This is a genomic window from Streptomyces cahuitamycinicus (assembly GCF_002891435.1).
In the GTDB taxonomy this organism is placed as follows: Bacteria; Actinomycetota; Actinomycetes; order Streptomycetales; family Streptomycetaceae; genus Streptomyces; species Streptomyces cahuitamycinicus.
Genome location: NZ_POUC01000030.1, coordinates 1 through 18,940 on the forward strand (window position 1 = coordinate 1; position 18,940 = coordinate 18,940).

At 71.3% G+C, this 18,940-nt stretch carries 18 protein-coding genes and 1 pseudogene; 10 read left to right on the forward strand and 9 right to left on the reverse strand.

The annotated features are described in order from the left end of the window. Positions 1–443 (reverse strand): MEDS domain-containing protein (locus tag C1J00_RS06695; RefSeq protein WP_180989441.1); only part of this gene is annotated, 443 nt, incomplete at its 3' end. Between the two features lie 36 nt (positions 444–479). Then, positions 480–1,097 (reverse strand): helix-turn-helix transcriptional regulator, encoded by a 618-nt coding sequence (locus C1J00_RS48185; protein ID WP_102908109.1) that lies wholly within the window; start codon positions 1,095–1,097, stop codon positions 480–482. Positions 1,098–1,280: 183 nt separating this feature from the next. Between C1J00_RS48185 and C1J00_RS06705 the strand changes: the two genes are divergently transcribed. Continuing rightward, a complete protein-coding gene (locus C1J00_RS06705; RefSeq protein ID WP_102908110.1) occupies positions 1,281–2,633 on the forward strand; it encodes a M14 family metallopeptidase in 1,353 nt (450 codons plus the stop codon). Here C1J00_RS06705 and C1J00_RS06710 read toward each other — a convergent pair. The 4 genes from C1J00_RS06710 to C1J00_RS06725 form a co-directional block, all read right to left on the reverse strand. Continuing rightward, positions 2,630–3,172, reverse strand: coding sequence for a hypothetical protein (locus tag C1J00_RS06710; RefSeq protein ID WP_102908111.1), 543 nt, complete (start codon positions 3,170–3,172; stop codon positions 2,630–2,632). The two genes, C1J00_RS06705 and C1J00_RS06710, sit on opposite strands and share 4 nt — an antisense overlap. Positions 3,173–3,302: 130 nt before the next feature. Then, on the reverse strand, positions 3,303–3,713 hold the full coding sequence (locus tag C1J00_RS06715; RefSeq protein ID WP_102908112.1) for a RidA family protein: 411 nt from the start codon (positions 3,711–3,713) through the stop codon (positions 3,303–3,305). Next, positions 3,710–4,471 (reverse strand): IclR family transcriptional regulator, encoded by a 762-nt coding sequence (locus tag C1J00_RS06720; protein WP_102908113.1) that lies wholly within the window; start codon positions 4,469–4,471, stop codon positions 3,710–3,712. The genes C1J00_RS06715 and C1J00_RS06720 overlap by 4 nt, the downstream gene beginning before the upstream one ends. Beyond that, positions 4,468–5,502: a sugar kinase gene (locus C1J00_RS06725; RefSeq protein ID WP_102908114.1), complete on the reverse strand. Its 1,035-nt coding sequence runs from the start codon at positions 5,500–5,502 to the stop codon at positions 4,468–4,470. The genes C1J00_RS06720 and C1J00_RS06725 overlap by 4 nt, the downstream gene beginning before the upstream one ends. Before the next feature lie 141 nt (positions 5,503–5,643). Between C1J00_RS06725 and C1J00_RS06730 the strand changes: the two genes are divergently transcribed. Both C1J00_RS06730 and C1J00_RS06735 read left to right on the forward strand, forming a co-directional pair. Further along, a complete protein-coding gene (locus tag C1J00_RS06730) occupies positions 5,644–6,918 on the forward strand; it encodes an amino acid deaminase (protein WP_102908115.1) in 1,275 nt (424 codons plus the stop codon). 13 nt (positions 6,919–6,931) lie between these two features. Beyond that, complete coding sequence (locus C1J00_RS06735) at positions 6,932–8,545, forward strand: N-acyl-D-amino-acid deacylase family protein (protein ID WP_102908116.1); 1,614 nt, start codon at positions 6,932–6,934, stop codon at positions 8,543–8,545. Between the two features lie 21 nt (positions 8,546–8,566). Here C1J00_RS06735 and C1J00_RS06740 read toward each other — a convergent pair whose 3' ends face one another. Continuing rightward, positions 8,567–9,493 carry a S1 family peptidase gene (locus C1J00_RS06740; protein ID WP_102908117.1) on the reverse strand — a complete coding sequence of 309 codons (927 nt, stop codon included), beginning with the start codon at positions 9,491–9,493 and terminating at the stop codon, positions 8,567–8,569. Between the two features lie 162 nt (positions 9,494–9,655). Continuing rightward, positions 9,656–10,669, reverse strand: a complete 1,014-nt coding sequence (locus C1J00_RS06745; RefSeq protein WP_102908118.1) for a hypothetical protein — start codon at positions 10,667–10,669, stop codon at positions 9,656–9,658. 126 nt (positions 10,670–10,795) lie between these two features. Between C1J00_RS06745 and C1J00_RS06750 the strand changes: the two genes are divergently transcribed. The 5 genes and pseudogenes from C1J00_RS06750 to C1J00_RS46470 form a co-directional block, all read left to right on the forward strand. Next, entirely contained in the window at positions 10,796–12,007 is a 1,212-nt protein-coding gene (locus tag C1J00_RS06750; RefSeq protein WP_102908119.1) for a pyridoxal phosphate-dependent aminotransferase, read from the forward strand. A gap of 131 nt (positions 12,008–12,138) precedes the next feature. Continuing rightward, on the forward strand, positions 12,139–12,555 hold the full coding sequence (locus C1J00_RS06755; RefSeq protein WP_102908120.1) for an SCO4983 family protein: 417 nt from the start codon (positions 12,139–12,141) through the stop codon (positions 12,553–12,555). A 426-nt stretch (positions 12,556–12,981) separates the two neighbouring features. Next, positions 12,982–13,707: a dienelactone hydrolase family protein gene (locus C1J00_RS06760; protein WP_102908121.1), complete on the forward strand. Its 726-nt coding sequence runs from the start codon at positions 12,982–12,984 to the stop codon at positions 13,705–13,707. A 36-nt stretch (positions 13,708–13,743) separates the two neighbouring features. Further along, positions 13,744–13,926 (forward strand): hypothetical protein, encoded by a 183-nt coding sequence (locus C1J00_RS44610; RefSeq protein WP_146046142.1) that lies wholly within the window; start codon positions 13,744–13,746, stop codon positions 13,924–13,926. 8 nt (positions 13,927–13,934) lie between these two features. Further along, positions 13,935–14,087, forward strand: a pseudogene (locus C1J00_RS46470) (ATP-binding protein); the annotation flags it as partial. Positions 14,088–14,403: 316 nt separating this feature from the next. Here C1J00_RS46470 and C1J00_RS06770 read toward each other — a convergent pair. Continuing rightward, the gene (locus tag C1J00_RS06770) at positions 14,404–16,233 is read right to left on the reverse strand and encodes a phosphoenolpyruvate carboxykinase (GTP) (RefSeq protein WP_102908122.1); all 1,830 of its coding nucleotides are present in this window, start codon (positions 16,231–16,233) and stop codon (positions 14,404–14,406) included. Positions 16,234–16,560: 327 nt separating this feature from the next. On the opposite strand from C1J00_RS06770, the gene trhA reads away from it, so the two are divergent. Together trhA and C1J00_RS06780 are read left to right on the forward strand one after the other, a co-directional pair. Further along, positions 16,561–17,274: a PAQR family membrane homeostasis protein TrhA gene (gene trhA, locus C1J00_RS06775; RefSeq protein WP_102908123.1), complete on the forward strand. Its 714-nt coding sequence runs from the start codon at positions 16,561–16,563 to the stop codon at positions 17,272–17,274. Positions 17,275–17,384: 110 nt separating this feature from the next. Next, positions 17,385–18,935 (forward strand): MFS transporter, encoded by a 1,551-nt coding sequence (locus C1J00_RS06780; protein ID WP_102908124.1) that lies wholly within the window; start codon positions 17,385–17,387, stop codon positions 18,933–18,935. Positions 18,936–18,940: the final 5 nt, after the last annotated feature.

Consider the following 18,940-nt stretch of genomic DNA (forward strand, 5'->3'; position numbering starts at 1 on the left):
GCGGTGCGGGTGTCGTACGCGCACAGGGCGGTCGTGGCCAGGGGAGCGAAGAGGAGGTTGGCGAGGGCCTCGTAGCGGATCCACTCGGTGGTCTCGCGGGCCGAGCGGCCGGCCCGGCCGGTCCAGACGGGCTCCATGACGAGGTGGATGCGGCCGCCGGGCCCGGCGTGCGCGTTCAGGTACGCGGCGGCCTGGGCGACGGCGTTGGCGGCGGAGCCGGTGTACCAGTCGGTGTGCGGGATGCAGGTGACGTCCTTCGCGCCGGGGCCGAGGGCGTCCCGCAGGAGGTCCAGGTTGCGCGGGGCGGCGATGGCCACCGGTGGTGGTTCGCCGGAGGCGCCGAGGGCTTCGCCGAGGAAGGGCAGGGCGGCGGCGACGAAGCCGTCGTCGGAGTCGAAGACGGCCATGCGGTGGTCGAACGGGCTGGGTTGTCCGGTGGTCACGTGATCCCCTCGGGTGGGTGGGTGCGGTGGCGGCGGTCAGCGCTGTGCCGTCATCCAGGCCGCGATCTGGCTGCGGTTGCTGAAGCCGAGCTTGCCGAGGATGCGTTCGACATGGCCTTCGGCGGTGCGGCGGGCGATCACCAGGCGGTCGGCGATCTGCTGGTTGGCGAGCCCCTCGGCGACGAGCCGGGCGACCTCGGTCTCGCGGCGGGTCAGCCGGACCGTGGTGTCCTCGTGCGGCGGCGGGGCGGCGGCCTCCGCGCCGGGCGGGCGGCCGGGCTCCTGGAGCGCGTGGCCGGCCAGCTCCGGCAGACCGAGCGCCCCGCCCCGCCGGTGGGCCCGTTCGAACGCCTCCCGCCCGAGGGCGCGGACCGCCTCCTCCTCGCTGTCCCGGCGTGCGGAGCGGCGAGCCGGGTCTTGCCGACGCCGCCCGGTCCGGTCAGCGTCACCAGCCGTGCGCGGGCCAGCAGTTCGCGGCCCTGGGTCAGTTCGCCACGCCGGTCGACGAAGCTGGTCGTCTCGGCCGGCAGGTGGTGGTCCCGTCGTGGCGCTGATCCGCCCATGATCAGCCAGTCCTTCAGGGGGTGGGGGTCCGGGGATCCGGGCACTCCGGCTCCCCTTGCGCGGACCCCCACTCTTTCCCGGTGCGTACATATATGCACGCCGGGACCACACCTGTGGGTGTACTTCCGCCGGGACACCTCGACCGTGGTGCCGCACGCGTACACTGCGCGGCCGCTTTCAGCCTTGACCTGCTCATGCCATTAGCAGAACGATGTGCGCCACCCGCACCACGTACGTCGCACGGAACAACCCCACCTCCCACAAGGAGATTTCATGCGACTTCGCATACGAGGCTCCGGTGCCCGCACCGGCAGACGCACCGCCGCCCTCGCCGGCCTCCTCACCCTGGCCCTCGCGGCGCCCCTGTCCGCGACGACGGGCGACGCCACCGCCGACAGCGCCGGCAAGCCGGCCGCCTCGGCCGACGACGTCCGGCAGTACGAGATCCATCTGCACTCGACGGCCGAGGACCGCACGGCACTTCAGCGCACGGGTGTGACCGTCGACGAGGTCCACGGACACGGCGTGGTGGTCTCCGGCCGCGCCGGCCAGATCAAGAAGCTGCGCACGCTGGGCTACGAGGTCAACCCGCTCGGCGCGGTGCCCGACCGGTCCGCCGGCGAGGACGACGTCCGGCTCCTCGACTTCCCGTCGGCCGACTCGAAGTACCACAACTACACGGAGATGACGAACGAGATCGACTCGATCGTCTCGGCCAACCCGTCCATCGCGAGCCGGCGCGTGATCGGCACGTCGTACCAGGGCCGGAACATCGTCGCCATCAAGATCAGCGACAACGTGAGCACCGACGAGTCCGAGCCGGAGGTGCTGTTCACACACCACCAGCACGCCCGTGAGCACCTGACCGTCGAAATGGCGCTCTACCTGCTGCGCGAGCTGACCTCCGACTACGGCTCCGACTCGCGTGTCACCGGCATGGTGAACAACCGCGAGATCTGGATCGTCCCGGACCTCAACCCGGACGGCGGCGAGTACGACATCGCCACCGGCTCCTACCGCTCCTGGCGCAAGAACCGGCAGCCCAACTCCGGTTCGTCGTCCGTCGGTACGGACCTGAACCGCAACTGGAACTACCGCTGGGGCTGCTGCGGCGGCTCCTCGGGATCGAAGTCCTCGGACACCTACCGGGGGGCCTCGGCGGAGTCCGCGCCCGAGGTGAAGGTCGTGGCCGACTTCGTGCGCAGCCGGGTCGTGGGCGGCAAGCAGCAGATCAGGGCAGGCGTGGACTTCCACACCTACAGCGAGCTGGTGCTGTGGCCGTTCGGCTACACGTACTCCGACACGACGACCGGGATGACCGCGGACGACCACGCGGCGTTCAGGACCGTCGGCCGGAAGATGGCCGCGAGCAACGGGTACACGGCGGAGCAGTCCAGCGACCTGTACATCACGGACGGGTCGATCGACGACTACCTCTGGGGTGCGCACAAGATCTTCGGCTACACCTTCGAGATGTACCCACGCTCCGGTGGGGGTGGGTTCTACCCGCCCGACGAGGTGATCGAGCGGGAGACCTCCCGTAACCGCGACGCGGTGCTGCAACTGCTGGAGAACGCGGACTGCATGTACCGGTCGATCGGCAAGGAAGCGCAGTACTGCGGTTAGCCCGCGTCTTCCTCTGCTTCCCCGTCCTCGAAGTAGGCGTCCAGCACCGCGTCCAACTGCGCGTCCCACTCCGTGAAGTGGCTCCTGGCCGGTGCCTCGATCTCGATCGGGTACCAGCGCCGGTCAGGGGTGTGGACGGTGACGGTGTACCGCTTGCCGAAGCGGGCCGTCTCCGTCTCGACCGCGCCGATCTCGTCCCAGCGGAACTCGCACTCCTGGTCGTCCAGGGACATGCGTACGCCTCTGTGGTCGGCGACCATTCTGGCGCGGCGGTCGGACGCCTCGAAGACGGGGCCGTCGGTGCCGGCTTCGGTGTCCTCCTCCGGCTCCGAGGTGTCCTCCTCCGTCTCGGAGGGGAACACCTCGGCCGTCTCCTCCGACTCGGCGGCGGCCTCGTCGGCCTCCGCGACCGCAGGCTCCTTCTCCGGCCCGTCCTCCTCCGTCCGTCCGGACACGGGTGACGTGAGCCCGGGGATGAAGGCCGGGTCGAATCCGGCGCCTTCCAGGGGCTGGCTGCTCGAACCTATGCGCTGCTCCACAGCGAAGCAGTATGGTCGACAAACCTGTGCCGCACACAGTCGACCCCGACTTCGTTATGAGACTCCTACACGAACAGGCTCAGCACGGCGGCGACCGCGAAGGGTCGCCGAGGAACGGGGTGGGTGCGGGTCAGCCGAGGACGGCCAGCGCGTCGATCTCGATGAGCAGCCCCGCGGGAAGGCCGACGTAGACCGTCGTGCGCGCGGCGGGCGGCTGGGTCAGGCCCTGCTCCTCGAAGTACGCGTCGTAGATCTCGTTGAACTCGGCGAAGTGGGCCACGTCCGTCAGGTAGACGCGGATCATCATCACGTCGTCCCAGCCCGCGCCGCCCTCTTGGAGGATGGCCTTGACGTTGGCCAGGGTCTGGAGGGTCTGGTCGCGCAGGGCCGGCCCCGCGGGCGTGGGGGCCTTGCCCTCCTCGGCGGGCAGGAAGCCGACCTGGCCGGCGACCTGGAGGATGTTGCCCTTCTTCACACCGTGCGAGAACCTCGCCGGCGGGGTGGTGTGGGTCTTCGGCGTGAGTGCGATCTTGTCCGTCATGCGGTGCCCTTCAATGGTGTCCTGCCGGAGTACTCGCCGCTGATGGCGTCCGCCGTACGGCGCACCAGCGGCAGGAGGGTGAGGAGTTCGTCGGCGGTGACGACGACGTTCGGCGCGGAGACCGACATCGCGGCGACGACCCGGCCGTCGGCGCCGCGGATGGGCGCGGCGACGCAGTTGACGGACTCCTCGTGGCCGCCGAGGTCGGTGGCCCAGCCCTGTTCGCGCACCTTCTCCAGCTCGCGCAGGAAGGCGCCGGCGTTGGGTGTCGAACGGGACGTGTACATGGGGAAGTCGAGCTTCTCGGCGACCGCCCGCCGCTCGTGCTCGGGCAGGTCGGCCAGCAGCAGCTTCGCGACCGCGGCGACGGTGATGGCGACGGGCTTGCCGATGCGGGAGTACATCCGCACCGGGTAGCGGCTCTCGACCTTGTCGATGTAGAGGACCTCGTTCTCCTCGTACACGGCGAGGTGCACGGTGTGTCCGCAGTCCTCGTTGACGCGGACCAGGTGGGGGTGGGCGATCTCGCGGACGTCGAGGTTCTCCATCGCCTCCTGGGCGAGGGCGAAGAGCCGGGCGCCGAGGCGGTAGCGCTGGTCGGACTGGCGGTAGACGAGCCCGTGCTCGTGCAGGGTGCGCAGCAGGCGCAGGGCCGTGGACTTGTGGACGCCGAGGCGGTCGGCGACCTGCCCCAGGTCGGCTGGGCCCTCGGCGAGCAGCGGCAGGATGCTGAGCGCGCGGTCGACGGTTTGGCTCATGGCGTACGTACCTCCTCGTCGGCCCGCTGTGTCTCCTCGGTCCAGCCCGGGCCGAGTCGCAGTCTCCCCCATGCCGCGTCGTCCAGGGCGGCGAGACGGTCGGCGTGCTGCCGCGCGGGCGGTGTGGCGAGGTCGCCGGGCACGGTGAGCGCGGCGGCGGCCATGAAGTGCCCGTGCCGCAGCCGGTCCCGTACGGGCAGCGCGCGCAGGGTGGCGGAGAGGAACCCGGCGGCGAAGGCGTCTCCGGCGCCGACGGCGGCGCCGACGTCGACCCGCGGTGCCGGGACGAAGGTGGCGTCCCGCCGCTCGAAGACGGTGGCTCCGGTGGCGCCCTGCTTGACGACCAGCACCTCGGGTTCGGGGAGGGCTGCGCGGACGGCCTCGGGGCTGTGCAGCCCCCAGGCCTCGTCCTGCCCGACGAACACGAGGTCCGCGCCCCGGGCGAGGTCGCGCAGCACCGTCGGGGCGTCCGTGTCGCGCCACAGGCCGGGACGGTGGTTGACGTCGAAGGAGACCAGGGGTCGGCCGGGTCGGCGGATGGTCAGCTCGCGCATCAGGTCGAGGCAGGCCGGGGACAGGGCGGCGGTGATCCCGGAGAGGTGCAGCACGCACCCGGAGCGCACCGCCGCCGGGTCCACCGTGTCGGGGGACATCGCCGAGGCGGCCGATCCGGCCCGGTAGTAGGCCACCTCGTGGGCGTCGCCCGCCCGGTCCCCCGCCGTGCGGAAGTAGATCCCGGTGGGACGCGCCGGGTCCCGTCGCACGGAGGTGACGTCGACGCCGTACGCCCCGATCTCCGCCAGGAGATGGTCACCGAAGCCGGCCGCGCCCACCGCGCTGATCCACCGGGCGGAGTGCCCGGCCGCCGCCAGCACACACGCCACGTTGGACTCCGCCCCGCCGATCCCCCGCGCGAAGGACGGCACGTCGGCGAGGCGTCCGGGCCGGGACGGCAGGAACGTCACCATGGACTCGCCGAGCGCGACGACGTCCACGACGTCGGGGGCGTTGCGGGGTCCGGCGGGGGTCACGATGCTCGTAGCTCCTCTTCGGGGCGTCGGGGCGGCCGGTGGCGGTTTCATTGACCGGCGGTGGCCGAGATGTTAGACACGTGCCGCGACATACGCAACGAAGGTTGCAGAAATTGCAACACAGCAGATCAGGGAGGCTCTATGACGGCCGACAGCGCCCAGTCACTCGCCCGGCTCGCCGCCGAGCGCGTCGACCACCGCTTCAAGGGCCTCCCGCCGGACACCGACGGACTGACCGTCGCCGAGCTGGCCGGCCAGCGGCGCAACCTCTTCACCGGCGGCTTCGCCACGCCCGTGCTCGCGCTGTCCGCCGAGCGCCTGGAGCACAACCTGAAGCTGATGGAGACGTACGCGGCCCGGCACGGCCTGGCCTTCGCGCCCCACGGCAAGACGTCGATGGCCCCGCAGCTGTTCCAGCGGCAGATCGAGCACGGGGCGTGGGGCATCACGCTGGCCATGCCGCACCAGGTGCGGGTGGCGCGGGCCTTCGGGACCCGGCGGGTGTTCCTCGCGAACGAGCTGGTCGACTCGGCGGCCCTGCGCTGGATCGCGGCCGAGCTGGACGCCGACCCGGATTTCGAGCTGGTCTGCTACGTCGACTCGGTGCGCGGGGTCGAGCTGATGGACGCCGCCCTGCGGGGTGCCACGCGCGCCGTAGACGTCGTGGTCGAGCTCGCCGCCGGGGAGGGCGCCCGGACCGGGGTGCGCACGGAGGCGGAGTGCGCGCGGGTGGCGGACGCGGTGGCGGTGACCCGGACCCTGCGGCTCGTCGGTGTCGCGGGCTACGAGGGCGAGGTGCCGAAGGCCGACACCGAGCGGGTGACGGCGTGGCTGCGGCGACTGGTCGCGCTCGCCGCGGCGTTCGACGAGGCCGGGCGCTTCACCGGGCTGGACGAGATCGTCGTCAGCGCGGGCGGCAGCGCCTGGTTCGACGCGGTCGCCGAGGTCTTCGCGGAGATCCCCGAACTCTCCCTTCCGGTACTGAAGCTGCTGCGCTCGGGCGCGTACGTCTCGCACGACGACGGCCACTACCGCAAGCTGACCCCGTTCAACCGGGTGCCCGAGGAGGGCGCCCTGGAGCCGGCGTTCCGGCTGTGGACGCAGGTGGTGTCACGGCCCTCGGCCGAGCAGGCCTTCGCCAACGCGGGCAAGCGGGACGCGGCCCACGACCTCGACCTGCCCTTCGCCCAGGTGATCCGCCGGGACGGCGCCGAGCGCCCGGCCACCGGCGTCTCGGTGACGGCCCTGTCGGACCAGCACGCCTGGCTCGCGACCACGCCGGAGGCGGATCTGGAGGTCGGCGACTGGGTGGGGCTCGGGCTGTCCCACCCGTGCACCTCGTTCGACAAGTGGCAGCTGATCCCCGTCGCCGAGGCGGACGGCACGGTCGTCGACTACGTCCGCACGTTCTTCTAGGGGGCCGTCAGCGATGGAAGAGCTCGTCATCAGGGACGCCGACGTCGTCGACGGCTCCGGCTCGGACGCCTACCGGGCCGATGTCGTGGTCGACGGCGGCCGGATCGTGTCGATCGTCAAGGAGGCCGCGGCGGCCGGCTGCCAGCGGCCGAAGGCGCGCCGGGAGCTGGACGCCGAAGGGCTGGTCCTCTCCCCCGGCTTCGTCGACATGCACGCCCACAGCGACCTGGCGCTGCTGCGCGATCCCGACCACAGCGCCAAGGCCGCGCAGGGCGTGACCCTGGAGGTCGTCGGCCAGGACGGCCTGTCGTACGCGCCGGTCGACGACCGCACGCTCGGCGAGGTGCGGCGGGCCATCGCCGGGTGGAACGGCCCGGGTGACGACATCGACTTCGACTGGCGGTCGGTCGGCGAGTACCTGGACCGGCTGGACCTCGGGATCGCCGTGAACGCGGCCTACCTGATCCCGCAGGGCACGGTCCGGGCGCTCGCCGTCGGCTGGGAGGACCGCGAGGCCACGCCGCAGGAACTCGACCGGATGCGGCAGTTGGTCGCGGAGGGCATGGAGCAGGGCGCCGTCGGCATGTCCTCGGGGCTGACGTACACGCCGGGCATGTACGCGCGGGACACCGAACTGACCGATCTGTGCCGGGTGGTGGCCTCCTACGGCGGCTACTACTGCCCGCACCACCGCTCCTACGGCGCCGGGGCCCTGGAGGCCTACGCGGAGATGGTCGCGCTGACCCGGGAGGCGGGCTGCTCCCTCCATCTCGCCCACGCCACCATGAACTTCGGCGTGAACAAGGGCCGGGCGCCCGAGCTGCTGGCCCTGCTGGACGAGGCGCTCGCGGCCGGGTCCGACATCAGCCTCGACACCTACCCGTACACACCGGGCTGCACGACACTGTCGGCCGTGCTGCCGAGCTGGGCGAGCGAGGGCGGCCCGCAGGAGATCCTCGGGCGGCTGGCGGACAACGGCACGGCGGAACGCATCCGCCACGATCTGGAGGTCACCGGCTCGGACGGCTGCCACGGCGTGCCCGTCGAGTGGGACACGATCGAGATCGCGGGTGTGAACGACCCGGCCCTGGCCGGTTTCGTCGGCCGGACGGTCCAGGAGTCGGCGGACCGGCGGGGCGAGGCTCCCTGGGAGACCGCGCGCGGGCTGCTGCTGGCCGACCGGCTGGCCCCGACGATCCTCCAGCACGTGGGCCACGAGGAGAACGTCCGGGAGATCATGCGCCACCGGGTGCACACCGGCGGCTCGGACGGCATCCTCCAGGGCGCCAAGCCGCACCCACGCGCCTACGGGACATTCCCGCACTACCTCGGGCACTACGTCAGGGAGTCGGGGGTGCTGTCACTGGAGGAGTGCGTCGCGCACCTCACGTCCCGCCCGGCGGCGCGGCTCCGGCTGCGGGACCGGGGCCTGGTCCGCGAGGGTTACAGGGCCGACCTGGTGCTCTTCGACCCGGCGACGGTCGCGGCGGGCGCCACGTTCGCGCAGCCGCGCACGCTTCCGACGGGCATTCCACACGTCCTGGTCGACGGCCGGTTCGTGATCGAGGACGGCCGGCGCACGGACGTGCTGGCGGGCCGGGCGGTCCGCAGGACTCCTCCCGCGTGACCGCCCGGCCGGCACCCTGCCTTACGGCTTGGGCAGGGTGCAGCCGCTCGCGCTCAGGTCGAGCTTGCTGTCGATCCCGAAGCAGGCCGGGATCCCGTAGGTCTCCTGGGCGTAGTTGATGCCCTTGCGGACGGTCACCTTGCCGTTCGCGTCGACCTCGCAGGGGTTGTTCACCGTGCAGCGCTCACCGTCCTCGTTGCCGGTGTTGTTGATGGCGACGACCTTGTTGGTGGCCTGGTCGACGACGGGTGAGCCGGACGTGCCGCCGATGGTGTTGCAGGCGGAGGTGTAGCGGACCGAGTCCTTCCAGGTCCAGTCGCCCTCCTTCATGGTGGGCACGAACCCGTCGATGGAGCAGCTGTAGATCCGCTTCCAGTAGCCGGAGGGGATGCTGATGGCGGTGCCGGCGACCGGGTGACTGTCGTTCAGCGTCAGCGCGTTGATGTTGTACGAGCTCTTGATCTGCGCGTACGTGGTGGTGAGCTGGTACAGCGCGACGTCCGTGTCGGTCATCGTGCCGTAGGCGAGCTTGGCGGCGCGCAGGGTGGCGACGCGCGAGCCGGAGGCGTTCAGCAGGCTGAAGGTACGGCTGGACGCCTTGTCGACGAGGACCTCGCCGGGGCCGGGGAACCCGGACTCCAGGCAGTGGCCGTTGGTCATCACGAGCGCCGGGTCGTTGTCCTCGGCGTCCGGCATGCGGACGACCGAGCCGGAGCAGTTGTTGAGCGCGACGGTGCCGGCGAAGTTCACGGCCTTGGCCTGAGAACCGCGGAGCCCGGACAGCGTCTGCTCCACGGACGTGACCACGCCGGAGACGGCGGATGTGGCCGAGCCCGTGTCCGCGATCTTGCCGACGCCCGTGGGGGCGGCGTCGGCAGCGGTCGCGGGGGCCGCGCCGGCCCCGGCTATCGCCAGGGCGCAGAACGCGGCGGCGAGAGGTTTTCTCATGGGGGGTCCCCTCTTGCGACGGAGGCGACCGGAAATCCTCCGGCCGCCTGCACGATTGTCATGCGCATTGTGATCGTGCAGAGGGGGGTGGCACAAGAACCTGTTCCACAACCGGAATCCCGGCGTCCTGCCAGACCCTACTCAACCGCCCTTACGGGCCGGTCACTTGGGTCCCTTGATGCCGCCGGTACCGCCGGTACCGCGCCCGGGTTTCCCGTCGGACCTGCCGGGGGCCGAAGGCGCGACGGTGGGAGTTGAGCCGGAGTCCGCCGGGGCGGTGGTCGGGACGGCTTCGGCCGGGGGCCGCGCACCGTCCGTAGCGGACGCGGACGGTGTCCGGCTCGCCGCGGGCGACGGGCTCGCGGACGCCGGGCCGGACGGCCCGTCAGACCGCCCCGGCCGGCCCGCGAGCGGGGTGTCGGGGCTCGCCGCCGGATCGGTGCCCCTGGGTGACGCCGCCGAGGACTCCCCCGTCGCCGGATCCGGGCGGCCTCCCTCACTGCCCCGTGTCCCGCCGGAAGGCGCACCGGAGAATGAGAACCCGGCGACGACGACGGCCACCGACACGGCACCCACCGCCCCGGCGGCGACCGCCACGCGGCGCGACCGCCAGGCAGAGGCCTTGCGCCGGGCCCGCCGCCCGGCACCGCGCCGGCCGTCCGGCCCAGACACCGGCACCACGGGCAACTCACGGGTCTCACCGATGCCGTCCGAGCCGCCGTGGCGGGGGTGGGCGAGGGCGTCGCCGGGATACGCGGACCCGGCACGGGGGCCGTCGGCACGGCTGCCGGGGTACACGTGGCCGGGGCGAGTGCCGTCCGCACCGCCACCCGGGTACGCGGGCCCGGCGTGGGAGCCGCCCGCAGTATCGCCGGAGTACACGTGGCCGCCGCGGGAGCTCTCCGCACCGCCACCCGGGTACGGGTCGGCGCCGGTGTGGTCCGTACCGCTCGCGTCCTGCGCGCCGTCGCTCGGACACGGGGCGGCCGGATACGGGGCGGCCGGTGTGGCCGACGGGTCGATCCGGTCGTACACGTCCTGCCAGCCGTGCGCCGCCGCCGGGTCCGCGTAGGCGTCGTACGCCGGAGGGGAGGCACCCTGCGGCAGGTACACGTTCGGTGGCCCCTGGGGCTCGCCGCCCGTCGCACCGTCGGCGTAATCGAATGGCTTGAACATGGCGGCGCATTCTAGGGACCGAAGGTGCTGGTGGGACAGCGTGCGGCGATATGGCCCCGTATCGCCGCGTCTCACGTGGCGGAAAACACGAACCGCGAACCATTACCGGGCCGTAAGCTCCCACACATGCAGGTGATCCAGTCGACCAAGCTCGCCAACGTCTGTTACGAGATCCGGGGCCCGGTGCTCGAGGAGGCGATGCGACTGGAAGCTGCGGGGCATCGGATCCTCAAGCTGAACACCGGCAACCCGGCCGCCTTCGGCTTCGAGTGCCCGCCGGAGATCCTGGAGGACATCCTCCGCAACGTGTCGTCGGCGCACGGCTACGGCGACGCCAAGGGCCTGCTGGCCGCGCGCCGGGCGGTCGTCATGCACAACCAGACCCTCGGCATCGAGACGGACGTCGAGCACGTCTTCATCGGCAACGGCGTCTCCGAGCTGATCGTGATGGCGATGCAGGGCCTGCTGGACGACGGCGACGAGGTCCTCGTGCCCGCGCCCGACTACCCGCTGTGGACCGCCGCCGTCTCCCTGTCCGGCGGCACCGCCGTGCACTACCGCTGTGACGAGCAGGCCGACTGGATGCCGGACCTCGCCGACATCGAGCGCAAGGTCACCGACCGCACCAAGGCGCTCGTGATCATCAACCCCAACAATCCGACGGGGGCCGTCTACGACGAGGCGATGATCAAGGGCCTGACCGACATCGCCCGGCGGCACAACCTGCTCGTCTGCTCCGACGAGATCTACGACAAGATCCTCTACGACGAGGCCACGCACACCCCGACCGCCTCCGTCGCCCCGGACCTGCTCACCCTCACCTTCAACGGCATGTCGAAGGCCTACCGCGTGGCCGGCTACCGCGTCGGCTGGATGTCGATCTCCGGGCCGCGCGCCCACGCCGACTCCTACATCGAGGGCCTGACGATCCTGGCGAACATGCGCCTGTGCGCGAACATGCCCGGGCAGCACGGAGTCGTCGCGGCGCTCAGCGGACGGCAGACGATCAACGATCTGGTACTGCCGGGCGGGCGGCTGCACGAGCAGCGGGACACGGCGTACGAGCTGCTGACCCAGATCCCGGGGGTCAGCTGCGTGAAGCCCAAGGGCGCGCTCTACCTCTTCCCGCGCCTCGACCCCAAGGTCTTCAAGATCAAGGACGACCGCCGCATGGTCCTGGACCTGCTCCGGCGCGAGAAGATCATGGTCGTCCAGGGCTCGGGCTTCAACTGGCCGGAGCCGGACCACTTCCGGGTGGTGACCCTGCCGACAGTCAGGGACCTGACCGATGCCATAGGACGGATCGGCCACTTCCTGGACGGCTACAGCCAGGCCTGATCCGGCCCGCTCCCGCCCGACCCGACTGCCCGCTCACCCTATGTGCGCGGGCAGTCCGGTTTTGTGAACAACTCAACTTTAGACGAAATCTAAGCTAGGATGGTTTCCTGTAAGCACTCAGGAGGCCTTCCATGTACGAACCGATCCGCACCAAGTCGGTCCACAGCACGGTGGACGGCCCCAACCCCGACTTCCCCCACCGTTCCCGCGAGGAAGAGCTGGACATCCAGCTCGCTGGGCATCTCGCCGCCCTGCTCGCCGTCACGGACGAGCTGCGTGCGGCGCGGCCCTCGACCGATCTGGACAAGGCGGCGGAGCGGCTCGCGGAGCAGGTGGGCCGGCTGAGGGGTGGCAACGCCCCGGCCCGGGTGTCCGGCACCCGGCGCGAGCGGAGCCCCGCGGCCCTGCACCGGCGGGCGCACACCCTGGCGGGACGCGCGCTGGTCGTCGCCGCCTCCCGCGCCGACACGGCGGCCGCGATCCTGGCCGCCGAGCGGATGGACGCCCACGCGGCGGCCCTGGAGCCGCGCGAACTCGCGTCCCGCTGAGCCCTTCGGGCCCCCTGTGCGGCCCCGGTCCGCGCGCACCCGCAGCGACGCGCGGACCGGGCGCCATCAACCCCTTCGTGAGGACCGTCGGGTACCCGTACCCGACGGTCCTCACGCCTGTTGCAGACCGGGATGCGATCCCCCGGTCACGCCGGCTGTCTCCCGCGCGTGGCTGTACGCGGCCGGAGACGACCGGATCAGCCGAATTGGCCGGATCGCCGAGGGCGGTGACGACGTGGCGGAAGATCACGCGGCCAGGCTCTCGTCCGGCGCCGAGGCACTGAACGGGAAGGTGCGCAGCGGACTGTTCACAGGCTCGGAGCTGAACCGCTGACGGGGTGGTTCCGGAATACGCCAGAGACCTGCCTTCTGCCGGCGGCAGAACACCGGCCCGTCCGGGCTCGACGATCACTACAGTCCAGGCTCATGACGACAGTTGCAACGCGAACGATCGACTACGCGGCCGACGGTCTGACGATGATCGGGCACCTCGCGCTCCCGGCCGGTGTCGACCGCCGACCCGCGGTCCTGGTCGGGCCCGAGGGGGTGGGGCTCAGCGACGTCGAGCGCCGCCGGGCCGAGGCGCTCGCCGAGCTGGGATACGTGGCGCTGGCCTTCGACCTCCACGGCGGGCGCTATTTGGGCGACCCTGAGGAGATGTTGGCCCGTTGCATGCCGCTGCTCGCCGACCCCGACCGGATGCGAGGCATCGGCCACGCGGCGCTCGACGTACTCCGCGCCGAGCCGCGGACCGACCCGGACCGGATCGCCGCCGTCGGCTACGGCACCGGGGGCGCAATCGCGCTGGAACTCGGGCGCGACGGCGTCGACCTGCGCGCGATCGCGACAGTCAACGGACTGACCACGGGCCGACCAGGCGAGACGGCGCGAATTCACTGCCCGGTGTGGGCCGGGGTCGGGTCGGAAGACCCGATCATGCCGCCCGCGCAACGGGACGCTTTCACCGCCGAGATGCAGGCTGCGGGCGTCGACTGGCGCCTCGTGGTCTACGGCGGCGCCTTGCACGCCTTCCACCACCCACCGGTCGACCACATCGTGCTTCCCGGGGTCGGTTATCACCCCCAGCACGCGCAGCGAGCTTGGCGGGACGTCGTTGACCTGCTCGCCGAGTGCCTGCCAGTGACGGAGTGATTTGGGCAGACCGGGGTCTGTTCACAGGCTCTGACCTTGTCATCCATCCAGTTCGCGGGGTTTCATCCGGTGGAGGCCGTGCTCTCGGACCCCGTGACGCCAGGTCTTGCAAGTGTCGAACTCCGCTTCGAGAACGACAGCAGCCAGACACTCGACCTCACCCGCGACGACGGAGTGTGGTGGCTGGCCATCGGGAACGGCGACCCGGTGAAACCGTAGACACGGGGGTCACCGATCCCGACCCCCGGGCATTGCCCGTCCTGGTCGGGGCGGTCGGCTCCGAGGCCGAGTCGGGCCGGGGGCCGGCGTTGCTGGACGCGCTAGCGGTCCGGTGGGGGGTGGAACAGGAGGCGGACCGCAAGACGGTGTGGTGCGAGCTGTTCACCGACGCCGAAGCCGTCGCCCCCGTCGGCACCCCCGGGAACGCCCGAGTGCCCCGGTCGGCGTGGGTCGCCGGCCGGGGCACTCGATCACGTTTCGGCACCTTCGTGAGCCCGCGGAGCGGGCCGCGCCGAAGCGGGCGGGAGTGGGCCTGTCGCCGCCGGGATCCGTCGGGGCGGACGGAAGGCGGCGACGGGCCCGGTACCCCACACGCCGTTGTGCGGGCCCCGCCAGTCGGTTCCGCGGCCGGCCGTGATGATGTTGCTGGTCAGGGCTCTCTCGGTTCCGGCCGGCCGCGGAGTACAGGGGTGGGACTCAGCCCAGGCGCTGCACCAGCGCGCGGTACTGGTCCCACAGCTCCTTCGGCGTGTGCTCGCCGAAGGTGTTGAGGTGCTCGGGGACCAGGGCGGCCTCCTCGCGCCAGACCTCCTTGTCGACCGTGAGCAGGAACTCCAGGTCGGAGTCGGCCAGCTCCAGGCCGTCGGTGTCGAGGGCGTCCGTGGTCGGCAGGACGCCGATCGGGGTCTCGACGCCCTCGGCCTTGCCCTCCAGGCGCTCCACGATCCACTTCAGGACACGGCTGTTCTCGCCGAAGCCGGGCCAGACGAACTTGCCCTCGTCGTCCTTGCGGAACCAGTTGACGTAGTAGATCTTCGGCAGCTTGGACTGGTCCTTGTCCTTGGCCACGTCGACCCAGTGGGCCATGTAGTCGCCCATGTTGTAACCGCAGAACGGCAGCATCGCGAAGGGGTCGCGGCGCAGCTCGCCGACCTTGCCCTCGGCGGCGGCGGTCTTCTCGGAGGCCACGTTGGCGCCGAGGAAGACGCCGTGGTTCCAGTCGAAGGACTCCGTCACCAGCGGTACGGCGGTGGCACGGCGGCCACCGAAGAGGATCGCCGAGATCGGCACGCCCTTGGGGTCCTCCCACTCCGGCGCGATGATCGGGCACTGCGAGGCCGGGACGGTGAAGCGGGCGTTGGGGTGCGCGGCCGGGACGCCGGACTCGGGCGTCCAGTCGTTGCCCTTCCAGTCCGTCAGGTGGGCCGGAGTCTCCTCCGTCATGCCCTCCCACCAGATGTCGCCGTCGTCGGTGAGGGCGACGTTGGTGAAGACGGAGTTGCCCCACAGCGTCTTCATCGCGTTGGCGTTGGTGTGCTCGCCAGTGCCGGGCGCGACGCCGAAGAAGCCGGCCTCGGGGTTGATGGCGTAGAGCCGGCCGTCCTCGCCGAAGCGCATCCAGGCGATGTCGTCGCCGATGGTCTCGACCGTCCAGCCCGGGATGGTCGGCTCCAGCATGGCGAGGTTGGTCTTGCCGCAGGCGCTCGGGAAGGCCGCGGCGACGTACTTGGACTCGCCGCGCGGCGGGGTCAGCTTGAGGACGAGCATGTGCTCGGCGAGCCAGCCCTCGTCGCGGGCCATGACGGAGGCGATGCGCAGGGCGTAGCACTTCTTGCCGAGCAGGGCGTTGCCGCCGTAGCCCGAGCCGTAGGACCAGATCTCGCGGTCCTCGGGGAAGTGCGAGATGTACTTGGTCTTGTTGCAGGGCCAGGGGACGTCCGCCTGGCCGGGCTCCAGCGGGGCGCCCAGGGTGTGCACGGCCTTGACGAAGAAGCCGTCGGAGCCGAGCTCGTCCAGGACCGCCTGGCCCATGCGCGTCATCGTGCGCATCGAGACGGCGACGTACGCCGAGTCGGTGATCTCGACACCGAGCGCGGACAGCGGCGAGCCGAGCGGGCCCATGCAGAAGGGCACGACGTACATGGTCCGGCCGCGCATCGAGCCGCGGAACAGGCCGCCCTGGCCTCCGGAGCCCTGGAAGATCTCCCGCATCTCGGCGGGGGCCTTCCAGTGGTTGGTCGGGCCCGCGTCCGCCTCCTTCTCGGAGCAGATGAACGTCCGGTCCTCGACGCGTGCGACGTCGGTGGGGTCGGAGGCCGCGTAGTAGGAGTGGGGGCGCTTGATCGGGTCGAGTTTGCGGAAGGTGCCCTTCGCCACGAGCTCCTCGCACAGTCGCTCGTACTCGGCCTCGGATCCGTCACACCAGACCACGTTGTCCGGCTGCGTCAGTTCAGCGATCTCGTTGACCCACGAGATCAGTCCCTGATGGGTGGTGGGGACGGTGGGAGCCGCGATATCGCGCGCCACGATTGCTCCTAAATGAGGGATTTTTGTGATGTGGAGGCCCCGTGGGGGCTGCGACCCGGATGCTTGACGGTGGATCTTGGCGCTCATCCGGTGCCGACCGCACTCATTTGATCATCCGACGTACGCGCCCATCTGTCCAGAGGAGCGCACAGGTGAGCAACGTGAGGCTCGCCACGGTTTCCGGCGACCGCTTTACGTGCACGTTGCGTTCACCTGACAGTCCGTTTGCGTGACCATCGCCGGACCGTGGTGAGAGGATGGCCACTCTTCGCCGGTCAATCGGTGGTACAGACCCGTTACTTACGGTTCCGTAGCTACCATTCGGCCATGACTGCGTTCGTCCCCGACGCGCCCACGGACTCGGCGGCCGACGGCCACGGTCCGAAGGCGCTCTCCCTGCCGCATCCGGTCAAACCGAAGCTGCGGGGCTGGCTGCACCTCGGCATGTTCCCGGCCGTTCTGGTCGCGGGACTGGTGCTGACCGCCCTCGCCGACACCACCAGAGGGCGCATCGCCTGCGGCGTCTTCGCCCTGACGGCCTGCCTGCTGTTCGGCGTGAGCGCGCTGTACCACCGGGGCGACTGGAGCCCGCGCATGGACGGCGTCCTGCGCCGGCTGGACCACGCCAACATCTTCCTGATCATCGCGGGCACCTACACGCCGCTGACCATGCTGCTCCTGCCCGGCGCCCAGGGCCAGTGGCTGCTGTGGGGCGTCTGGGGCGCGGCCGTGGGCGGCATCCTCTTCCGGGTCTTCTGGGTCGGCGCCCCGCGCTGGCTCTACACGCCCTGCTACATCGCCATGGGCTGGGCGGCCGTCTTCTACCTGCCGGACTTCATGCGGACCGGCGGCATCGCCGTCCTCGTGCTGGTCGTCGTCGGCGGCCTGCTCTACAGCGCGGGCGGCGTGGTCTACGGCATCAAGCGGCCGAACCCGTCACCGCGCTGGTTCGGCTTCCACGAGGTGTTCCACTCCCTCACCCTGGCGGCCTTCATCGCGCACTACGTGGGGATCTCGCTGGTGGCGTACCGGCACGGGTAGCCCCCTCCCGCACGCGAAATGGCCACGGCTTGCGAGCCGTGGCCATTTCGCGTGCCCGGGGGACGCCAGATATTGACAGTCTCCATCTTTTGACAGTTACTCTCAATTTCATGGCTACTGTCATTACGCCCGACCCTCGCCGCTGGTGGGCCCTGACGGCCCTGGTCGCGAGCACGCTCACGCTCGGCTTCGACATGACGATCCTCAACGTCGCGCTGCCCACCATGGCCGAGGAACTCGGCGCGAGCACCGGTGAGCAACAGTGGATGGCGGACGCGTACGTCGTCGTCTTCGCCGCACTGATGCTCCCGGCAGGGCTGCTCGGAGACCGGTTCGGGCGGCGGCTGATGCTGGTCACCGGACTCGGGATCTTCCTGGCCGGCTCGGTCATGGGCGCCCTGGCCCCTGACGTGACCTGGGTCGTCGCCGCCCGGGCCGTGATGGGCGTCGGCGGCGCCCTGGTCATGCCGCTCGCGCTGTCCGTGCTGCCCGCGCTGTTCGGGCCGGACGAGCGCTCCAAGGCGATCGGCGTCATGTCGGCCGCCTCCGCGCTGGGCATGCCGCTCGGCCCGGTTCTGGGCGGCTGGCTGCTCGACCACTTCTGGTGGGGCTCCGTCTTCCTGATCAACGTTCCGATGGTCGCCGTCGGCCTCGCGGCCTGCCTGCTCCTGCTCCCCGAGACGCGCGACCCGGCCTCCCCCAAGGTCGACATCATCGCCACAGCCCTGACCGCGGCCGGTCTCGGCGCCCTGGTCTGCGCCATCATCGAGGCGCCCACCCGCGGCTGGGGCGACCCGCTGGTGGCCGGGTTCCTCACCGGAGCCGCCGTCCTGCTCGCCGGACTGGTGCTGCGCGAGCGGCGGGCGGCACGGCCCATGCTCGACATGGAGCTCCTCGGCCACCGCGGCTTCCTCGTGAACGCCCTCACGGCGACTCTGGTCACCTTCGTCCTGGCGGGCCTGCTGTTCCTGCTGCCGCCCTACCTCCAGACCGTCCTCGGCCACGACGCCCTCGGCACCGGGCTGCGCCTGCTGCCGATGATGGGCGGTCTGATGGTCGCGGCGCGCGGCGCCCAGCCGGTCGTCGCCCGGTTCGGCCCCCGCGCGGTGATCACCTGCGGTCTGGTGGTGCTGGCGTTCGCCGCGTTACTCGGCAGCCGTACGTCGCCCGACTCCGGCTACGGCTTCACCGCGCTGTGGCTGACCGTCACCGGTCTCGGCTTCGGCTTCGCGGTGGTCCCGGCGATCGACGGGGCGCTGGCGGCGCTGCCCGCCGACCGGGCAGGCAGCGGATCGGGGCTCCTGATGACCCTGCGCCAGGTCGGCGGCGCGATCGGCATCGCCCTGCTCGGCAGCCTGCTCGCGGGCGTCTACCGCGACCGCCTCGACGTCACCGGACTGCCCGCCCGGGCCGCCGGCACCGCCGAGGAGTCCGTGGTGGCCGCGCACCTCGTCGCCGAGCGCACCGGCGCGGCCGGCCTGGCCACCTCCGCGAACAGTGCCTACGTCCACGGCATGGGCGTCGTGCTGCTCGTGTGCGGTGTCGCGGCCCTGCTCGCCGCGCTGCTCGCCGGGACGTTCCTGCCCGGCACCCGGACCACCCCGGACGCCGGGCACGGCACCCCGACCATGGCCGGGCCCGAGGTCGATGCCCGACAATGACCTTC

Coding starts and splice junctions, on each gene's coding strand:
- C1J00_RS06715 (WP_102908112.1), bottom strand. CDS start 3,713: ATGACGGACAAGATCGCACTCACGCCGAAGACCCACACCACCCCGCCG.
- trhA (WP_102908123.1), top strand. CDS start 16,561: ATGACTGCGTTCGTCCCCGACGCGCCCACGGACTCGGCGGCCGACGGC.
- C1J00_RS06755 (WP_102908120.1), top strand. CDS start 12,139: ATGTACGAACCGATCCGCACCAAGTCGGTCCACAGCACGGTGGACGGC.
- C1J00_RS06740 (WP_102908117.1), bottom strand. CDS start 9,493: ATGAGAAAACCTCTCGCCGCCGCGTTCTGCGCCCTGGCGATAGCCGGG.
- C1J00_RS06760 (WP_102908121.1), top strand. CDS start 12,982: ATGACGACAGTTGCAACGCGAACGATCGACTACGCGGCCGACGGTCTG.
- C1J00_RS06720 (WP_102908113.1), bottom strand. CDS start 4,471: ATGAGCCAAACCGTCGACCGCGCGCTCAGCATCCTGCCGCTGCTCGCC.
- C1J00_RS06780 (WP_102908124.1), top strand. CDS start 17,385: ATGGCTACTGTCATTACGCCCGACCCTCGCCGCTGGTGGGCCCTGACG.
- C1J00_RS06745 (WP_102908118.1), bottom strand. CDS start 10,669: ATGTTCAAGCCATTCGATTACGCCGACGGTGCGACGGGCGGCGAGCCC.
- C1J00_RS06735 (WP_102908116.1), top strand. CDS start 6,932: ATGGAAGAGCTCGTCATCAGGGACGCCGACGTCGTCGACGGCTCCGGC.
- C1J00_RS06705 (WP_102908110.1), top strand. CDS start 1,281: ATGCGACTTCGCATACGAGGCTCCGGTGCCCGCACCGGCAGACGCACC.
- C1J00_RS06730 (WP_102908115.1), top strand. CDS start 5,644: ATGACGGCCGACAGCGCCCAGTCACTCGCCCGGCTCGCCGCCGAGCGC.
- C1J00_RS48185 (WP_102908109.1), bottom strand. CDS start 1,097: ATGTACGCACCGGGAAAGAGTGGGGGTCCGCGCAAGGGGAGCCGGAGT.
- C1J00_RS06750 (WP_102908119.1), top strand. CDS start 10,796: ATGCAGGTGATCCAGTCGACCAAGCTCGCCAACGTCTGTTACGAGATC.